The organism is Halomonas sp. IOP_31 (assembly GCF_021151495.1).
GTDB classification, from domain to species: Bacteria; Pseudomonadota; Gammaproteobacteria; order Pseudomonadales; family Halomonadaceae; genus Modicisalibacter; species Modicisalibacter zincidurans.
In genome coordinates this window covers 1-16,255 of record NZ_JAIRBP010000047.1, presented here as the reverse complement: position 1 = coordinate 16,255, position 16,255 = coordinate 1, and the positions used below count along the sequence as shown (strand labels likewise).

The 16,255-nt window shown below is 60.8% G+C and carries 19 protein-coding genes; 5 read left to right on the top strand and 14 right to left on the bottom strand.

Features of this window, described 5'->3' with window-relative positions:
- Positions 1–28 precede the first annotated feature (28 nt).
- The 3 genes from K7I12_RS16275 to K7I12_RS16265 form a co-directional block, all read right to left on the bottom strand.
- Positions 29–538: a helix-turn-helix domain-containing protein gene (locus K7I12_RS16275; RefSeq protein WP_231664702.1), complete on the bottom strand. Its 510-nt coding sequence runs from the start codon at positions 536–538 to the stop codon at positions 29–31.
- Positions 535–1,026 carry a transposase gene (locus tag K7I12_RS16270; protein ID WP_231664701.1) on the bottom strand — a complete coding sequence of 164 codons (492 nt, stop codon included), beginning with the start codon at positions 1,024–1,026 and terminating at the stop codon, positions 535–537. The genes K7I12_RS16275 and K7I12_RS16270 overlap by 4 nt, the downstream gene beginning before the upstream one ends.
- A 98-nt stretch (positions 1,027–1,124) precedes the next feature.
- Positions 1,125–1,412, bottom strand: coding sequence for a hypothetical protein (locus tag K7I12_RS16265; protein ID WP_231664700.1), 288 nt, complete (start codon positions 1,410–1,412; stop codon positions 1,125–1,127).
- Between the two features lie 90 nt (positions 1,413–1,502).
- Here K7I12_RS16265 and K7I12_RS16260 point away from each other — a divergent pair, with 90 nt between their 5' ends.
- On the top strand, positions 1,503–2,642 hold the full coding sequence (locus tag K7I12_RS16260; RefSeq protein WP_231664699.1) for an IS630 family transposase: 1,140 nt from the start codon (positions 1,503–1,505) through the stop codon (positions 2,640–2,642).
- A 120-nt stretch (positions 2,643–2,762) separates the two neighbouring features.
- Here the strand turns inward: K7I12_RS16260 and K7I12_RS16255 are convergent, their stop codons facing one another.
- From K7I12_RS16255 to K7I12_RS16235, 5 genes are all read right to left on the bottom strand, one after another.
- A complete protein-coding gene (locus tag K7I12_RS16255; RefSeq protein ID WP_231664698.1) occupies positions 2,763–3,191 on the bottom strand; it encodes a hypothetical protein in 429 nt (142 codons plus the stop codon).
- Between the two features lie 29 nt (positions 3,192–3,220).
- Positions 3,221–3,439: a DUF6447 family protein gene (locus K7I12_RS16250; protein ID WP_231664697.1), complete on the bottom strand. Its 219-nt coding sequence runs from the start codon at positions 3,437–3,439 to the stop codon at positions 3,221–3,223.
- A 50-nt stretch (positions 3,440–3,489) separates the two neighbouring features.
- Complete coding sequence (locus K7I12_RS16245) at positions 3,490–4,284, bottom strand: SapC family protein (RefSeq protein WP_231664696.1); 795 nt, start codon at positions 4,282–4,284, stop codon at positions 3,490–3,492.
- Between the two features lie 121 nt (positions 4,285–4,405).
- Entirely contained in the window at positions 4,406–6,142 is a 1,737-nt protein-coding gene (locus tag K7I12_RS16240; protein WP_231664695.1) for a beta strand repeat-containing protein, read from the bottom strand.
- 205 nt (positions 6,143–6,347) lie between these two features.
- Positions 6,348–6,977: a helix-turn-helix domain-containing protein gene (locus tag K7I12_RS16235; RefSeq protein ID WP_231664694.1), complete on the bottom strand. Its 630-nt coding sequence runs from the start codon at positions 6,975–6,977 to the stop codon at positions 6,348–6,350.
- A 102-nt stretch (positions 6,978–7,079) separates the two neighbouring features.
- On the opposite strand from K7I12_RS16235, the gene K7I12_RS16230 reads away from it, so the two are divergent.
- Positions 7,080–8,393: a tyrosine-type recombinase/integrase gene (locus tag K7I12_RS16230; protein WP_231664693.1), complete on the top strand. Its 1,314-nt coding sequence runs from the start codon at positions 7,080–7,082 to the stop codon at positions 8,391–8,393.
- A gap of 560 nt (positions 8,394–8,953) precedes the next feature.
- Here the strand turns inward: K7I12_RS16230 and K7I12_RS16225 are convergent.
- From K7I12_RS16225 to K7I12_RS16205, 5 genes are all read right to left on the bottom strand, one after another.
- Complete coding sequence (locus K7I12_RS16225) at positions 8,954–9,874, bottom strand: hypothetical protein (RefSeq protein WP_231664692.1); 921 nt, start codon at positions 9,872–9,874, stop codon at positions 8,954–8,956.
- A 213-nt stretch (positions 9,875–10,087) separates the two neighbouring features.
- Entirely contained in the window at positions 10,088–10,615 is a 528-nt protein-coding gene (gene radC / locus K7I12_RS16220) for a RadC family protein (protein ID WP_231664691.1), read from the bottom strand.
- Positions 10,616–10,643: 28 nt separating this feature from the next.
- Positions 10,644–11,453 carry a DUF932 domain-containing protein gene (locus tag K7I12_RS16215; protein WP_231664690.1) on the bottom strand — a complete coding sequence of 270 codons (810 nt, stop codon included), beginning with the start codon at positions 11,451–11,453 and terminating at the stop codon, positions 10,644–10,646.
- A 125-nt stretch (positions 11,454–11,578) separates the two neighbouring features.
- Positions 11,579–12,562 (bottom strand): recombination directionality factor, encoded by a 984-nt coding sequence (locus tag K7I12_RS16210; protein ID WP_231664689.1) that lies wholly within the window; start codon positions 12,560–12,562, stop codon positions 11,579–11,581.
- 115 nt (positions 12,563–12,677) lie between these two features.
- Entirely contained in the window at positions 12,678–13,904 is a 1,227-nt protein-coding gene (locus K7I12_RS16205; protein ID WP_231664688.1) for a YqaJ viral recombinase family nuclease, read from the bottom strand.
- On the opposite strand from K7I12_RS16205, the gene K7I12_RS16200 reads away from it, so the two are divergent.
- Positions 13,903–14,475, top strand: coding sequence for a type II toxin-antitoxin system RelE/ParE family toxin (locus tag K7I12_RS16200; RefSeq protein WP_231664687.1), 573 nt, complete (start codon positions 13,903–13,905; stop codon positions 14,473–14,475). The two genes, K7I12_RS16205 and K7I12_RS16200, sit on opposite strands and share 2 nt — an antisense overlap.
- Positions 14,472–14,756 carry a NadS family protein gene (nadS, locus tag K7I12_RS16195; protein WP_031384196.1) on the top strand — a complete coding sequence of 95 codons (285 nt, stop codon included), beginning with the start codon at positions 14,472–14,474 and terminating at the stop codon, positions 14,754–14,756. Before K7I12_RS16200 ends, nadS begins: the two co-directional genes overlap by 4 nt.
- Before the next feature lie 28 nt (positions 14,757–14,784).
- Here nadS and K7I12_RS16190 read toward each other — a convergent pair whose 3' ends face one another.
- Positions 14,785–15,117, bottom strand: a complete 333-nt coding sequence (locus K7I12_RS16190; protein ID WP_031384197.1) for a hypothetical protein — start codon at positions 15,115–15,117, stop codon at positions 14,785–14,787.
- Between the two features lie 684 nt (positions 15,118–15,801).
- On the opposite strand from K7I12_RS16190, the gene K7I12_RS16185 reads away from it, so the two are divergent.
- Positions 15,802–16,161 (top strand): hypothetical protein, encoded by a 360-nt coding sequence (locus tag K7I12_RS16185; protein ID WP_231664686.1) that lies wholly within the window; start codon positions 15,802–15,804, stop codon positions 16,159–16,161.
- The last annotated feature ends 94 nt before the right edge of the window (positions 16,162–16,255 follow it).

Sequence of the window (16,255 nt, the reverse complement as noted above, 5' to 3'; positions counted from 1 at the left end):
GTACCGGAGGTCGAGCTGCCCTCAGCTTCTATCGGCCTGCTGCGACAGACCAACGGCAGTGCTCTTTCATCACTGCACGTTTCCAAAGCGCCTCGTGGCGCACCACGTCCCAGCTCCAACAAGCATTAGGGCGCGTCACGCGGCGTCGCTGAGGATCTCCTGTGGGGCGCGGGGCACGAGCGCGGCCACGAGGGTGCTGCTCGCCATGCGCCCGGAGGATGCGGTAGTAGCTGGACTCTGACGCCACATAGAGGCCGTCCTCGTCCAGCAGCCGCGGCACGATCTGCCCGGGCGGCAGGCTGGCGAACTCGGGGCGATGGCAGATGGCCAGCACCCGCTGTCGCTCCTCCGGTGACAGGGCGTGGCGCGGGACAGGCCGCACGGCCTGAGGCCGGCCATCCTGATCGCCCCGTACCCAGCGGCGGTAGGTGTTGGTGGCGATGCCGAGTTCCGCACACGCGGCGGGCAGGCGGGCTCCCTCGGCTCGCGCTTCATCGATCAGCTGCACGGCGTCCTGGCGATCTGAAGTGCTGATCATTCCTCCTCGTCCCCCCAGATCGCTCGGGCTTTTTTTCTCAACGCCAGCAGCGCAGCGGTTTCCGCAAGCGCGGCCTCCTTGCGGCGGAGCTCGCGTTTGAGCGCCTTGTTCTCCTGGCGCTCCGTCTTGCGAGCTTCACTCTGCTGCTTCGAGGCGGCACCGCTCCGGTCGTTGGCGCCTTCGCAGCTCGCCCGCCAGCGCTGGACCTGCTCGGGATAGAGGCCACGCTGCCGGCAGTACTCGGCACGCTCGGCCTCACTGAGGGCCGCCGCCTCCAGCACGGCGTGGAACTTGTCCTGCGAGCTCCAGCCCTCGGGGTCATCGCTCTGGTCAGGCAGGAGACGGCCCGCTTGTCGAGCCTGTTTCCGCCAGGTGTACAGCGCCGCCGCGGAGATGCCTTCTTCCTGGGCCACCTCCGCCACCGTGCGGTTATGCGGCGGGAGCAGCTTCTTGAGGATGGCTTCCCGGCGTTCGTCGGAGTACTTCATCGGAACCTCGTTACGCCCCACATCGTTCAGAGTCTAACAGCCGATGAGGCTCCAACTAGCTTGACAGTGGGGGGGGGGCAGGGCACGGTGACCGTAGATCATTCACCGCCTTCTTGGATCGTGGCCACCAGGTCCTGATGTGCCCGTGAGATGTCGGCATCTTCGATGCAGGCGTCGATGAAATCGTCCAAAGCATCGCAGATTGCGACAGCCTCGGGGGAGTCGCCCAGTCGTCTGACCCAGCCGGCATACAGCGAACGCAAGCCGTCCAAGTCAGCCTGAGTCATCAGTTCGAAGGCCAGGTGCTCGTAATTTTCCAGCTCGGCCAGGAGCGCGTCGCGAACCGGGGTGGAAATCGGGGTTTGGGGGGCGTGGGCGTCGGTCATGACGGTATTCTAGTAGATCGTTCCATTAATTTGTTTACAAATTCACCGTGAACGGCCATGCTCGCAAGACCACTCAGGTTGGAGGTGATCATGGGACGGAAAAGTGGTCGAGCGGTACTGGAACTGTCCGACGAGCAAAAGGCCAAGTTGTCCGGTTTGGCAGCCTCGCGTACGGCACCGGTGCGCGAAGTGGAACGCGCCAAGGTGCTGCTCAAGTACGCGCAGGGGCTGTCGATCAGCGAGATTCATCGGCAATTGGGCGTAAGCCGACCGATGATTTACAAATGTATCGACAAGGCGCTGGCGGCCGGCGTTCAGGCGGGGCTGAAGGATGCCTACCATCGGCCTCACGCGCCTGAGATCAGCGACGAGGCCAAAGCGTGGGTGGTCAGCATCGCCTGTACCAAACCGAAGGAGCTTGGGCTGGCGGCCGAGTTGTGGAGCATCTCGGCATTGGCGCGCTATGTGTCCGAACAAGCGCAGCGGTCGGGATTTGCGCGTCTTGCCGGGGCCGGCAAGAGTACGGTCTGGCGAATTCTCGACGAGAATCAGCTCAAACCCCACAAGATCACCTATTACCTGGAGAGGCGCGATCCCGACTTCGACCGCAAGATGCATGAGGTACTGATGGTCTATCGGGACGTTGCTCTTTACACCGAAGGCGCCGTTCATGAGGGCCGGCCGACGCCGATGTACACGGTCAGCGTCGATGAGAAGCCGGGCGTTCAAGCGATTGGCTTGACGGCTCCCGACTTGCCGCCAGCTCCGGGCAAGGCGCCGACGGTGAGCCGGGATTACGAGTACGTCCGTCATGGCACTGTCTCGATTCTGGCCGGCATCGACTTGCATACCGGCCATGTGTTTGCCCAGGTTGAAGACCGGCACCGTAGCCGCGAATTCATTGCGCTGCTCCGGTCGATCGACGCCTACTATCCGCCGGAGGCCATCATCCGTGTCGTCCTGGATAATCATTCGTCGCACATCTCGAAGGAGACGATGGCCTATTTGGCCACGCGGCCGGGCCGGTTTGAGTACGTTCACACGCCCACGCATGGTTCCTGGCTCAACCTGATCGAATGTGCTTTCTCAAAAATGGCCCGGACCTTCCTTCGCCATATCCGCGTCGCCTCGATTGCCGAGCTCAAGGCGCGCATCCTGAAGGGCATCGGTGAAATGAACGCGGCCCCGGTTGTCTTCCGCTGGAAAAAGTTCGACTTGGAGGGCGCATAATACGTAACTATATTGTTGGAACGATCTACTAGCGGTCAAGGGTCACCGTTTATACGCCAAGACATGGCCTCAGGCAAAATCGGCACCGCTCCCCCTTTGCAAAGCCTTCAACGAAGCGTATCAGCCGCTCTGTCGGCTTTTCAGCTGCGCGTCCAGGGCGTCCGCTAACGCCGCGTAGCCGTTCACCTTGCCCAGCAGCAGCGTCAGATACTCGTAGGCGAGCTCCTGCGCCAGGTCATGGCGGATAAGTGAGTGCAGGAAATAACGCAGCCACCTCATGTCGGCGCTTTGCGGCAGGCCATTCCAGGAGATGACAACCGTTTTCAGCTCCGGCATGACATCCCACTCCTTACAGATAAAACCACATGCTTCAGCCGTCTCCATGAAATCGCACACGATCTTTTTCTCAAGCCATCCAGCCTCCGAGAGGAAAGAGGCGTGAGCGTCGTCCCATAGCGCCTGCATCTCACGGCAGCGCTTGGCCATGAGCCTTACCTGCGCCTCCCGCAATGGGGTTCTATAGCTGATGGGGCTTTCTTGGATTTTCACGCGCTCTCCTTATCGGAGCTATTGCCAACTCAATGCTCGGCCTTGGGTAGTTCTTCGCTCAGCGCACGCGCATAGGCGGTACGCGCCGTCTGCGCGATGGCCAGTTGCTGTTGCAGGCGTGCGATTTCCTGATCGGTCACGCGCAGGTTGGTGACCTGGCTACGCGCGTTCTCGGAAAGATCCGCCAGGTTGTAGTCGGTGCCGTCGATGGTCACGGTCTGGCTTGCTTGGGTATCGGTATCGGCCATTGGGTAAAACTCTCTATCTGCACGAAAAATGAACCACCAAGGGTACGGGATCAATCGCCGAAATCGAAGGTCAGGTCGTCATCGTCGCCATCCAGCAGACTGTCGATGTCTCGGTTGGCTGACTGGTCGCCCTGCTTGGCATGGTGCTTCTCGTGAAACTTCGCCCGTTCGGTCAGCTGCGAGAGCTGGCTCATCGAGAACAGCTGGGCGTAGGCCAGCGCCAGGGCGCCGTGCTTACGCAGATCAGCAAAGGCTTCAGCGGCAAGCTCGTTCATCGCCTTCTCGTTGATGCGATGGAGTCCTTGCACGGTGATCGGTTCCCGCCCTTCCCCACGTTCGATCTTGAGCGGCCATGGCTCAATCAGCCCGGTCTCGCCCAGTAGCTGACTGGCCTTGGCAGTCACCTGACGGTTCTTGTCGCACTGGGTGAGGAAGTTCAGCGTCTGCTGCACCTTCTCGGTCAGGTTACCGTCCTCGTCGAACAGCGGCTGGGCGGACGAGTCGTCGGTGAGATTGTCCTGCTCGATCGCCAGCACCGGCTGGTCGTTGTCGGCCTTGGCCATGCGGAAGGGATGACCGCGCAGAATCGAAGGCACATAGCTCGCCAGCCAACGACCATCGGAATGCACGTACAGGTTACGTTCCCCACCCAAGCCGGTCAGGGCCACGGGTTGATAGTGTTCGCCCTGCTGGATGAAGGCCAACGCATAGTGCGGCAACAGCTTGGTCAGCTCGGCGATCAGGATCGGCACGACCTGTTCTTGGGCGGCGAAGCCATAGCCTTGGCGGGGCCAGAAGTAGCTATCGGCGTGCTGGGTGCGGGATACCGCGGTCCATTGGCTCATGCGGTTTCCTTAGGGCTGGTTGAACGAAAAACCCCGCCTCAAAGAGACGGGGTTCGGTAGTGCTTCTCGCTTGAACACTCCCCGGCAAACCGGGGAATGCATCCGCTCCGAGTGGAGTGGATTAAACGGTGGCAGCAGTGAAGCTATCAGCCGTCAGGCCAAGATCAACACCGGTCAGTTCAATTACGGTGTCTGTAGAAGCTTCGTCAGTGACAGACGCTCCATCTGTGTTCTGCACTACATAAGTGCTGCCACTGAACTCGAACCAAGCTCCGTCAGCATCAGATGCGGCAGCGGAAGACAGCGCCTGTTCGTAAGATGCAGCACCAGAAGCATCGTACTCAGAGACACCATCACCACCGTCAACACCACTCAGTTGAATGGTGTCACCTTCACCGAAGCCAGTAATGGTATCGGTGCTGGCGTAAGTTGAGACACCAGCGGAATAGTTCAGGGTGTCTTCGCCTTCGCCCAGCGTAACGGTCTCAGCTTCGTCACCAGCAGTGAAGCTCAGGCCACCAGACAGATCGGATGCATCGATGGTTGCGGCACTACCACCCGTGTTGTCGAAGGTGATAGCACCTTCGCCAGACAGGTTCAGAGTGTCAAAATCAGAACCATCGGCAGCAGCCGTGTTAGCGGCGATGACAGACGGGTTTGAAGTCTCAGTGGCTTCGAAGTTCACAACGCCGCCATCAGAGAATTCGGCATCGGCGTCATCGTTGCGAGCCGCCTGAAGCTGGTAGTCAGCGTAACCACTATTGGTGCCAACGTGGCTCTTGACTAGGTCATCGCTGGTCAGGTTAGTGACGATAGCGCCATCATCCAGGCCCAACGTGGTGGCATCTAGCTCAGCCATATCGACAGTGAATTCGCTGCCAATGCCACCGTCGAGGTTCACGCGAACTTCTTCAGCTCCCTCAATAGTATTGAGTTGCTCGTAACCATCAGCGGAGATACTGCTGGCGGAAGTTCCGTCCAGAACAAGGCGTACAGCATCGTAGCCTTCGCCGAGGTCGATAGCAGCGTCTTCGTTCAGGGTAGTGCCCATTCCGATCTGAACGATATCGTCACCAGCGCCAGTGTTAACGGTTTCGTTATCGCTGGAAAGGATAAAGCCATCATCCCCTGCACCGGTGGTCACAGAAGTAGCATACTGAAGAACGCCAGCCGTATCGATGATAGCGCCTTGTGAGGCAGATCCATCAAATACAAACTCTTCCGTAGTGCCGTCAGCGATGCTGCTACCGTCCAGAGTCAGCGTACCCTCGGCTGCGACATTAGCTGTTACGTTACGCAGATCACCGGTGAAGCTCGCCGGATCACCACTCAAGCTGAGTGTTGAATCACCTTCAGACTCAATATTCAGCGTATCGATCGTGCCGTCCGCCACAGCTGAAGCTGCGCTCAGATTCACTACTGAGTTGTTCAGCGCCACATTTGCTGTGGAACCAGAAGCGACCGAAAGGTTCAAGTTGAAGAAGCTGCCATTTGTACCACCATTGCTATTGGTGGCGGCGACAGTTTGTCCGGCCGTCAGACCGTTGACGCTGACCACACTGCCTTGCTGGCCGACGAACTCCAACTTCTCAAGGCCGCCTACTGCCGTGGTGTTGTAACTTGCTACAGCGTCGCCTTCAATCCGAACTACTTCAACACCTGAAATATCGCCCTGAATTTCAGTGCTGTCCCCACCGACACGCAGCGTATCTACACCCGCGCCGCCATCGATCTGGTCGAACTGGTTGAGTGCAGTGTCCGGAGCGAGGAAAACATCATCGCCAGCCGTGCCACCGTTTTCACCGGTCAGGACATCGGTACCTGCAGTGAGCGTCCTAGCATCGGCTTTCAGCAACATGCTGTTTTAATTAGCCTTTTCCTCCCCTTTAACGACCGCATTTGGCCGTTCCCATCACATTTCCACTTTTCTCCGCCATCCCACCTCCCTATCGAGACCGCTATTTGGCCCTAACCGGCTGTTTTTATTCAATTCCTATCGCTTTCCACCATTCCATCACATTTCCACTGGGCCGCACGCGGACCATTCCCGCCAAAAGTCACATTTATCCCCTATCAGTGTCTTTTTTGCGCTTTTCGACACGATGGCTCGCCGTGGTCTCACCACGGAGCTTTTCGGCCAGTGTGGTCGGGACCAGTTCCTCGTTCGGCTCGCCGGGTAGCGCATCCCCTTGTTGCAGGGCGTCGATGGCTTCCACCGCGCGCGGATGCACCGTCACCGTCAGGTCCTGGACGATGGGTATCCAGTCGATCTGGATGCCACGCTGATTCAACTCATGGCGCATTGTGACCATGACATCGGAGCGCATGATGCTGGTGGGACGCTCGCCGCGGGTGACGATCGGTTTAGTCAGCCCCAGGGTATCGGCAAACGCCTGTTGGTTCAGATTGAGCGCGGCACGGGCGACCCGCATGGCCGTGGCATCCAAATGCTCCCCGGTGGTGTAGAGCCTTACGCTGTCCAGGGTGCTAAACACATCGATTTCGACCCCCTGCTCGCGCATCACGTAGATCAGCCGCACCAAGGTGTCGGCACGCATCGCCATGTCGGGTTTTTCGTTGCGAGCGATCACGGTTTTGGTCACCCCCAACGCGGAAGCCAGCTCTTGTTGCGTCAGTTGGCAGGCCGCACGCGCCATGCGCAGGGCGATGGCCAAGCGGGTCGTTTCGTACATGGTGTGTTGACTCCATGATCGATTGGGCTAATATGCCACTAAAGATATCGATAGATTGTTTTTGTGACAAAAGCGCCTACTTAACAACCGATGGAGATCATAATGCCTAAAGCCACGCTCAGTCAGCACTTTGTCGAGCATACCGCCGTCTGCCCCGCCGGGAAGGCGCGTAACGATTACTACGATGACAAGGTGGTGGGGTTATCGCTCAAGGTGCTGGCTTCCGGCCACAAGGCGTTCTATATCCGCTACCGCGATGCCCGAGGCACGCTGGTGGAGCGCAAACTGGGCAACACGGCGGTGATGAAGCTCAGCGAGGCACGCAAGTCAGCGAACGATGTCCTGGCCCAGGTGGCGATGGGGAGCGATCCCTTCGAGACGCGGCGCACGCTCAAGCGCGTGCCGACATTCGCCGACTTCGTCGAATCGGCCTACATGCCGCACATCAAGGGCTACAAGCGCAGTTGGTCGACCGATGAGTGTCTGCTGCGCAATCATGTGCTACCCAAGCTCGGCAAGCTGTACCTGGACGAGATCAAGCGACAGCACCTGATCGAGGTGTTCAGTGCTCACCGCGCCACGCATCAACCGGGCTCCACGAACCGGGTGATCATCCTGTGCCGCTATATCTTCAACTGCGCGCTGAAATGGGAGGTAGAGGGCATCAGCCGGAACCCCACGGCGGGGATTCCGCTGTATCCCGAGAACAACAAGCGTGAGCGTTATCTGAAGGACGATGAGACGCTGCGATTGTTCGAGGCCCTGGAAGCCTCGCCCAATCCGCTGCTGCCCTACATCATCGCCATGCTGCTGTTGACCGGAGCCCGTAAGCGGGAAGTGCTGGACGCGCAATGGTCGGACCTGGATCGAGACAAGCGCCTGTGGCGTATCGAATTCAACAAGACCGGACGCACGCGGCATGTGCCGCTGTCTCAGGGGATGATGGCGCTGCTGAAGAGGCTGCCGCGCATGGCGGGCAACGGGTATCTGTTTCCCAACCCCAAGACCGGCAAGCCGTTCGTGAGCATCTTTCACAGCTGGGACACGGCGCGGAAAAAGGCGGGGCTGGGAGACGTGCGCATTCATGATCTGCGCCATAGCTTCGCCAGCTATGTGATCAATGCGGGGCGCTCGTTGTATGAAGTGCAGAAGCTGCTGGGGCATACCCAGGTGAAGACCACCCAGCGCTATGCCCACCTGAGCCACGACTCGCTGCTGTCGGCGGCGGACACGGCGGCCAGTGCAGTGCCGTGGGACCGTGAGGCGCGGGAAGCCGGTGAGAAGGAGAAGGCCTTGCTGGGGACTAGCACCGAACGCCCGGCTCGGCTGCGGGCACTGCCACGCGATGCCCCGCCCGGTCTGACGGTGTCACCGCCTCAAAGCGGGGAACCACCGGACGGGGAGCCATCAAAATAAAAGAAAATCAGCCAGATACAGCAAGGGCAGCCGCGAGGGCTGCCCTTTTCGTACGTCACGTTGGGAATGTGCCGCTTGCTTCTAAGCACGGGGGGAGGCGGTTTAAGCACTCAACCCGTGGCGGTGCCCCGTCGCATCAGCGTAGGTTCGGGTCTGGAGGGGGAGCAGCGCTTTGCGCAGCGGTGCCGTAGTTTCGGTCAAGCCCCATCGCTCGCTCGGTGAATACCGCCCTTGGGCCGGTGTATCGTCATCCCCTAGTAATTGCCGATGGAAATGCCGGGTGAGCTGTTGCAAGTGTCGCGCTGTGTCTCTACGACACACTGGATACTGACTAAGGAGCTCAAGAACGCAGAGCGCACGCTGGAATTCCTCGCGAGGCATTACATCACGTAGTCGCTCCAGCTCCCCTCCCGTAGGACGGTAGCCGCGGTACCAAACGGCTTCAGCAAGCTGCTTTACGTCATCCACAGCGCTTTCAAGAGGGCGCGAGCCCACGCGATATAGCCGTTTGCGTGTGAAGGAAACTGCCATGAGTCGCCCTAGCTGCAGTAAAGATTGGATCAGTGCTGAGTCTCTGCACGCAGCCTGGCCACTTCTTCGACCGTCAGTTCCTCAATCTCCGCGATCAGCTGATCATTCATCTCCGTCAAAGAAATCAGCTTGCGGGCGGCGTTACGCTTGCTTTCCAAAGCGCGCTGCTCGGCTTCCTGACGCCCCTTCTCAATACCCAGGCGCTCAATCGTATTCACGTAAGGCATGTGCTTTTCCTCCTCGATGGCGTGGACCGCCTGTACAAACTCGGGTTCCAGCGCCTTGGGGAGCTGGATCATCCAGTCGATGATATTGAACAGCCGCACGATCTGCTCTCGACTGTAGCCGCGCTCGAACAGCAGCCGCGTCAGCGCGACCTTGATGTCCTTGCGCGAGGCCCCGTCCTGCAGGCGCTTGGCCTTGATCTGGGCCATTACCACCAGCGCAAAGACGTTCTCGCTGGATTCAAGTTCCTCCCAGCCCCCTTCCCAGTCGATCAACTTGGCAGACGGAAAGGTAAAGGTCAGTTCGCAGCCCCACCGAGCGTAGTGGTAGGCCACCGGCCGAAAGCTCGGACTGGTATCGGCCAGCACCGCCAAGCTCACCACGTCCACGCCATAGCGGTCACGCAGACGATACTGGTAAGTGTACATACGCTCGGCGAAGGCGTCCTCTGGCTCGCCCTGCACCTCGACGTGAATCAGTACCCAGGTCTCACTGCCGTCATGAGCGTAGACCTTGATCAGTTTGTCAGCGTAGCGACGCCCACTATTGGCGTCCGCCGTGATCTGCTGCAGTTCCTTGTCGAGAAAGCTGTAGCCCTTCGACCAGTCCACCTGCTGATGGATCACCGGAAACAGCAGGTCCAGAAACTCTTGAAAATAGTGCTCCAGGGCATCTTTCCACGGGCTATCGTGATCGGTGGACCGGGAGGTCTCTTGATCGCTCATGCGCTCTCCTGTCTCAGGTTGTGCAGTTTACCATATCCCTCACTTGTCAAACGCTTTTCCCCCTCATTCCATCCCCCAGTTACGTAAAGAAAAAATAGCGCCCGTCAAGGTGCCCCACCCCACGGCGCCGGTTAGGGCAGCCGTGAGGCGGAGACGGTGGCGAGCGGGCCAGTGTCCCCGCTGGATGAGTTGCGAAAGGTGGACACGCTTGTCTTACAGCCACCCCCGTTCAGCGAAGGACACAAAGCCTTCGTGGCCGACCACCACATGATCCAGTACCCGGATATCCACCAGGCCCAATGCCTCCTTGAGCCGCTGAGTGATGCGCCGATCGGCATCGCTGGGCTCGGGGTCGCCGCTGGGGTGGTTGTGAACCAGGATCACCGCGGCGGCGTTGTGGGCGATGGCGTGCTTGATCACTTCACGGGGATAGACGCTGGCCGAATCGAGGGTGCCTCGGAACAGCTCATCGAAGGCGATCAGCCGGTGCTGGGTGTCCAGGCAGAGCATCCCGAAGACCTCGTGGGGGTAGTCGAGCATCAGGGTCTGCAGGCAGCGGTGGACTTCCTCGGGACGACCGAGCGGGTTGCCCTTGCGCAGTCGCTTCTGGGCGATCAGCTTGGCCAGGTGCAGAAGCTGGGTGTCGGTGATGTCGCCGTTGACGCGGTAGGTGCCGGGCTCCTCCCCGGCCCTCAGTTGGTGGAACCCCGAGTCGGGTAGGCCTGTTGTCGCTGAGGTCATGGTCGGTCTCCTTGTCAGTTGTCGGGATTCAGACGGCGGCCGTCGCGCCCTTGAGTTCGGCGAAGCGCTCGGTGAGCGTCCACAGCGCGCGATTGAGGCGTACGTCCTCGGTGACGCTATTGATGGGGCGTGTGCGGGTGGCCCGCCCGGACTGGGAACGCCCGCGCAACCCGCCCTTGAAGAGGTTTTCCTGAGTGCGGTTGAACACGCTCCACAGCGAGCCGTTGGCATCCTCGCTGCGTCTGGCTTCGAGAATGTCCCCTGGCTGCACGGGGCTCGATTGCTGCCAGTCGTCGCCGTAACGCAGCGACAATGCGGCCTCGGCAAACAGCTGGGCTTCGCCCTGGCTGACCAGCGTGGACTGGAACGCCTCGACGCCCTCGGCAATCCGCGGTACCTGCTGGCTGAGTTGGATCGAGCCGTCGAGGATCGCGTCAACGATCTGCTTGCCATGGCGCACGCGGATACCGCCCACGTCGCCCACCGGCGTGACCATGCCGTTGAGACAGATCAGCCGGAACAGACCCAGATCGAGCTGAAACGCCGCGGTGCGGTCGTGGCTGTTGGTGAGGACCAGTTCGGTGACGCTGTCACCCACGGCGATCTGACGGTCGGGGTCCTGGCGGAAGCGGATCAGGTGCCGGGCCACGCTCTGACGCTCGGCCTGGCGCACGTTGGTCTGCTGGGCCCGCACCGGGTACCAACCCTCGGCTTGCAGGGCGTCGACCACGTTGATGGTGGGCACGAAGCCGTAGCGCTCGGACACGGCTTGATCGGGCTGGCTGGCGAAGATAGCGGGCGCTGCGCGATGCAGCTGGTCGTGAGTGAGAATGCGCATGGTGAGTCTCCTTATCGGTCAGCCACGGCATAACGGCCCGCGCCTTCAAGGGCAGCGGACGTCGTCAGTGCGGTGGCGTGGGATGAATCGAAAGCAGGGGTGAGTCGGGAACGGTTGAGATGCACTCAGACCCGTTTGGCCTGGCGGGGTTGGAATTGCTGGACATCGTTGCTTTGCGAGGTATCAGCCTCTCCGAGGGAAGCCTTGGGGTCGGTACTACCTTGGGGCTGCTGCTGGCTCTTGGCCTGCAGCTTGTCGGCCAGGGTTAGCGGGGCGTTGGCGTCCTGTCCGCCCGGTGGGTGTTGGGGCGCGTCGGGGTAGAACTCCTCCACGACCTCGGCGGATTCTTCGGCGCTGTCCTCGAACGCGCCGTTGGCAAAGCCCGCCTTGGCGGCCCGATCCAGGGCCTTCTGGTCGAAGCCTGTGGCGTGATGTTGTTCATCCAGCCGCTGGGCCTCTGAAAGCGTTTCTTCCAGCGTCCAGCCCTCGCGCAGGGTGATGTCGACGTAGAAGATCGCCGTGCCCCGACTCTGGCGGGTGGACTTGCCACGCAGCCGGAGTTCTAACGGTAAACAGGCCAGGCGGTTGCCGGAGATCGCCTTGAAGTAGGCGAGTCGCGCGGCGAGCGTGCGGATCGAGTTGAAGCCGGTGGTGCGGAAAATGAAGCTGCCCAGCGGGTCGTCATCTCCGATCAGCACGTTCAGGCGGCCATAGGGCTTGCAGGCGCCGCCCTGGGCCAACGGGCAGCCGTCGGGGGAAGGACAGTCCAGCGTCTCCATCCCGTCGCGGGTGCGGCGTTTGCACTGCTCACCGTCGCCCACGCACAGGGGGCGGGCGGTCTGACGGTCGAACAGCGCGTACTCGGCACGCAGGTTGAGATCGGGGTCGTTGAACAGCAGCCGGATGGGGAGTCGGCGGAGCTTGCCCTCCTGCTCGCTGCGCAGCTGCTCGTCCAGCGGGTGGCGTATCCAGCCCTCCTTGGTTTGTAGCTGGGAGGTCAGGGTGAACTGGTCGTCCTTCTGGGGCAGGCGCTTGCCGTTATTCTCGACCACCTTGCCGATGGTGATCCGCCCCAGAATCGGTGGGGTAATGGCGAGTCCCTTGAGCATGGGAACCTCCTTGATGACGTGTCGGGTGGCTCATAACGCAAAACGCCCCAGATGGCCCGTAAAGGCGCTCTGAGGCGTTGCGTCGACTGAGGTAAGGCTTTGGTTGTCGCTCCAGTCACTGACGCACTACGAAGCGCCGTGAGCCGGGATGCGAGCGAAGGTACGTCGCGCACAGTTCGGGATGGTCTTGCTGCAGTGCTTTGGTATCGAGCCGATTGACCGGCGCGGTCTGCTTCCAGCTCAGGCTACCGCTGGGGAACGTCGCCAACGTGGCAGTCCCCATGGCCTGCTGCAGGCGGTGCTTGAGCCGCAACTCCGCCTTCTTGGCATCATCCAGGGTCTGGCGTACCTGTTGCAGGTCGACGAACGCCTGGCTGAGCATCACGTCATGGCTTAGATCGATGGTCTCGCCATTATCCTGGGGAAACAGCGCCCGCAGGGCCCGGTCGGCCGAGTCACTGCCATCCGCCGGGGGTGGCGTGTCACGCTCGACGTAATCCCAGAACTGGCGTTCCAGGGCGATGAGTTGTTCGATCATCGCCTCGTCACGCTCGATGCGATGGATCTGCAGCTCATGGCCGCCCAACAGCACGGCCACATCGGCCGCCTGCTGGCCGGTGACGGCCAACTGGTGCATCACCTGCAGCTGGACGTACTCGGGCACCCCCTCCTTCCACAGCCGCGCACCGAATAGCCCGGCGGTCTTGCACTCGAGGATCTGCACGGCGTCGTTGCCCACGACTTCGCGATCCAGGTTGGCAAGCATCCAGGGATGCTCGACATGCTGCAGGATGGCGTTGACCCGCTGTACCCGGTAACCGGTGTGCCGGGCGTAATGATCGGCGACCAGAGGTTCGAGCACCTGGCCCCAATGCAGCGGACTGGTCAGGCTGTCTTCCGCCGATGGTTCCCGGTGGGTGTCGGTCCGCTCGGTCTTCTCCATCCATAGTTCGAGCTGGGATTTGTAAGGGTTGAGGCCCACCGCCGCGGCGGCATCGGAGCTGCCGATCCCGCTCTGGCGGATCGCCAGCCAGGCCTTGCGATCCAGGGCCCGGGTATCGACCAGACGCCGGGCCTGGTCGCGGTAACGGCGCTGAGGGGCCGGAGGACGCTTAATACGGGCGTCCCGGCTGACCGGCGCGGGCATGCCACTCTGCTCGATGGCGTTTAATACCGAGGCCGTCACGCTGCCGGGTTTGGCCTTGGCCGAGAGCGGGATGGCCGCCGACTCGGCGTCGGGTGCTTCCTGCTCCGTCTGATCGAGCGGAAACAACACGGTGCGCTTCACCGGCTCGGCAGACGCTGGGGACGACGGGGTGTGAGAGTAGGTGTTGTGGCTCATGGTCAATCTCCTGAAGGGCAGACACGGTCTGTCTGACACGGTCTGTCTGACACGGCATAACGGCCCGCTCCCCGAAGGAAGCGGGCTGGCCGTGCATGGGGGTGGTTGCAGTGGGACGGTTGCGTTGAACGCGCTTAGCGCTCGAGGAAAGGGGTTGTTCAGAATCGACGCTTTGCACTATTTTATGTACTATGTACACGATGAAGTGCACTGGTCGAAGGATACGCCCGACGTGAGTCATGCCATTGAATTCATCGAAACGCCGACCTTTACCCGGCAGATCCAGGCCATGGCGACGGATGATGAGCTGAAGGAACTCCAGCGCATCCTGATCGCCCAGCCCGACAAGGGCGACCTGATCCAGGGCACGGGTGGGTTACGCAAGATACGCATGGCGCTGGGGCATCAAGGTAAACAAGGCGGTGCTCGGATCATCTACTTCCTGGCCACCGCCGAAGTCGTCTACCTGATACTGGCCTATCCCAAGAGCGTGAAGGACAGCCTGACGCCTGCCGAAAAGGCCACGCTGAAAACACTGACCCATCAGTTGAAGGGGGAGGTTTTAGAATGAGCATTTTTGACGAACTCCAGACATCGCTGCAGGAAGCCGTCGACATCAAGCACGGCAAGGCCCAGCCCGCCCGCGTGACCCACCACGAGGTCGCGGACGTGAAAGCCATTCGGGCTAGCTTGCAGATCTCCCAGATCGAGTTTGCCCACGCCATGGGAACCAGCGTGGATACGATCAAGAGCTGGGAAACCAAACGCCGCAACCCGACCGGCCTGGCGGCCAAGGTGTTGGCGACGATCCAGGACAACCCGGCGTTTTTCAATGAACTGGCCGCTCACTGACCGCTCACGCCGTTTCTAGGCGACGGGGCTACTCGATGTGGGGGCGGAAAGTGCGGCCACAGCCATGGCAGGCGTAGTTATCGAGCACCTGGGTATCCAGTTGCTTGCCGAGACGGGCACCGGCGACACCCCCGGCCGTCCCACCGACTAGACCGCCGAAGACCGCCCCGGCGAGACTGCCAACGGTGATCCCGACCGGCCCGGCCCAGGCACCCACCAGGGCACCGGTCTCGGCCCCGCTGAGCGCTCCGGCTGCGCCGCTGGCCGTTCCCGCCGCACACCCGAGACTGCCGCCGACTTGTCGCCCTCGGTGACGCGGGCGGATGCGACGTGAACCGCAGTTTGGACACGTAATCGACATCGGCTTACCTCCTGAAAGATGGATTGGATGCATCGATCGAAGCGTTCCTTTGGACGCTTCAAGGAGGTAATACAGGGCTGAGATTTTTTTGAATCGATCCAGAGTGGTGCGAGGAGAGTCTTGGGGCATGCGTCGTCGTCATGACGACCGCTACCCGCGACAGAAGCGCCACCTGAGGAATCACCCACTCGAGGGGCCGTTCGGCGTCTTGCCAAGCGACGCCTTACCCCCTTCCAGTTCCCGCCCCATGTATTTTTTTACCCGGTGCAGTAATGGAATGACACGATTCGTTTAACGTGAGAGTTCCTCGTGGTGCCTTGCCCGTTCGGTTTGACTGGGGATTCGATCATCGAAAGACCGGCCCAGCTCCGTACCTATCCGCCAGGGCAGTTAGGATATCGTTAATATAGATATATCTAATCATTGATCAGTGACTGCAAGGCTAAGTCACTGACTGAGCACATACCCAAACCCTCTGAAACTACCCACCGTGGTTTCAGACAGCTCAGGTCCTCAAGGAAACTCATGAGAGGCTGCCCGTCTCTGCAGAGTCAGGAGCCGTCTCCCAGGGCGATGGGTGGCCGCTGCCCTATCGCGCAATCCATCATCACGTTCTCGCGTCGTGTCAGCTTCCATTGAGCCAAGCAAGGCTCAGCGAATCCTTCCGCTGTCTGGAGCTGTCCTATGAAACTTCCACCCAAGCGATCTACCGCCAATCGCAATCACACCCTGCACTGGCAGCCGCGCTTCTCGCCCGTCCCCGGCGTCACGTTGCCGGTGCTCACAGCCAGGGGCCCCTTGATCATCGACTATCTGCACCGGGCCTATCGCGTGTTCGAGAAAGCGATGCAAGCCCACTCGCGGGTCATCGTGTGCTGCTTTACCTTGACTCTGCCACTCGGGATCACCTTACCGGATGATGCCCACAGCAACGCGGCCATTGGCCGTTTCCTGAGGTCAGTGAAAAGTAGGGTCACAGCGGACCTCTACCGCAAGCGGAGTCCGCACAAGAGTCCAGGTAACTATTCAGCTCATGCCGCCTGATCCTGGTCGTCCTGTCGCATGAAGGTGGGCACCTCGCCGGCAAACAGTTGCTCCAGCGCCGTATGCGCCGCCATGCCTTGCTTGACCGCGGTCG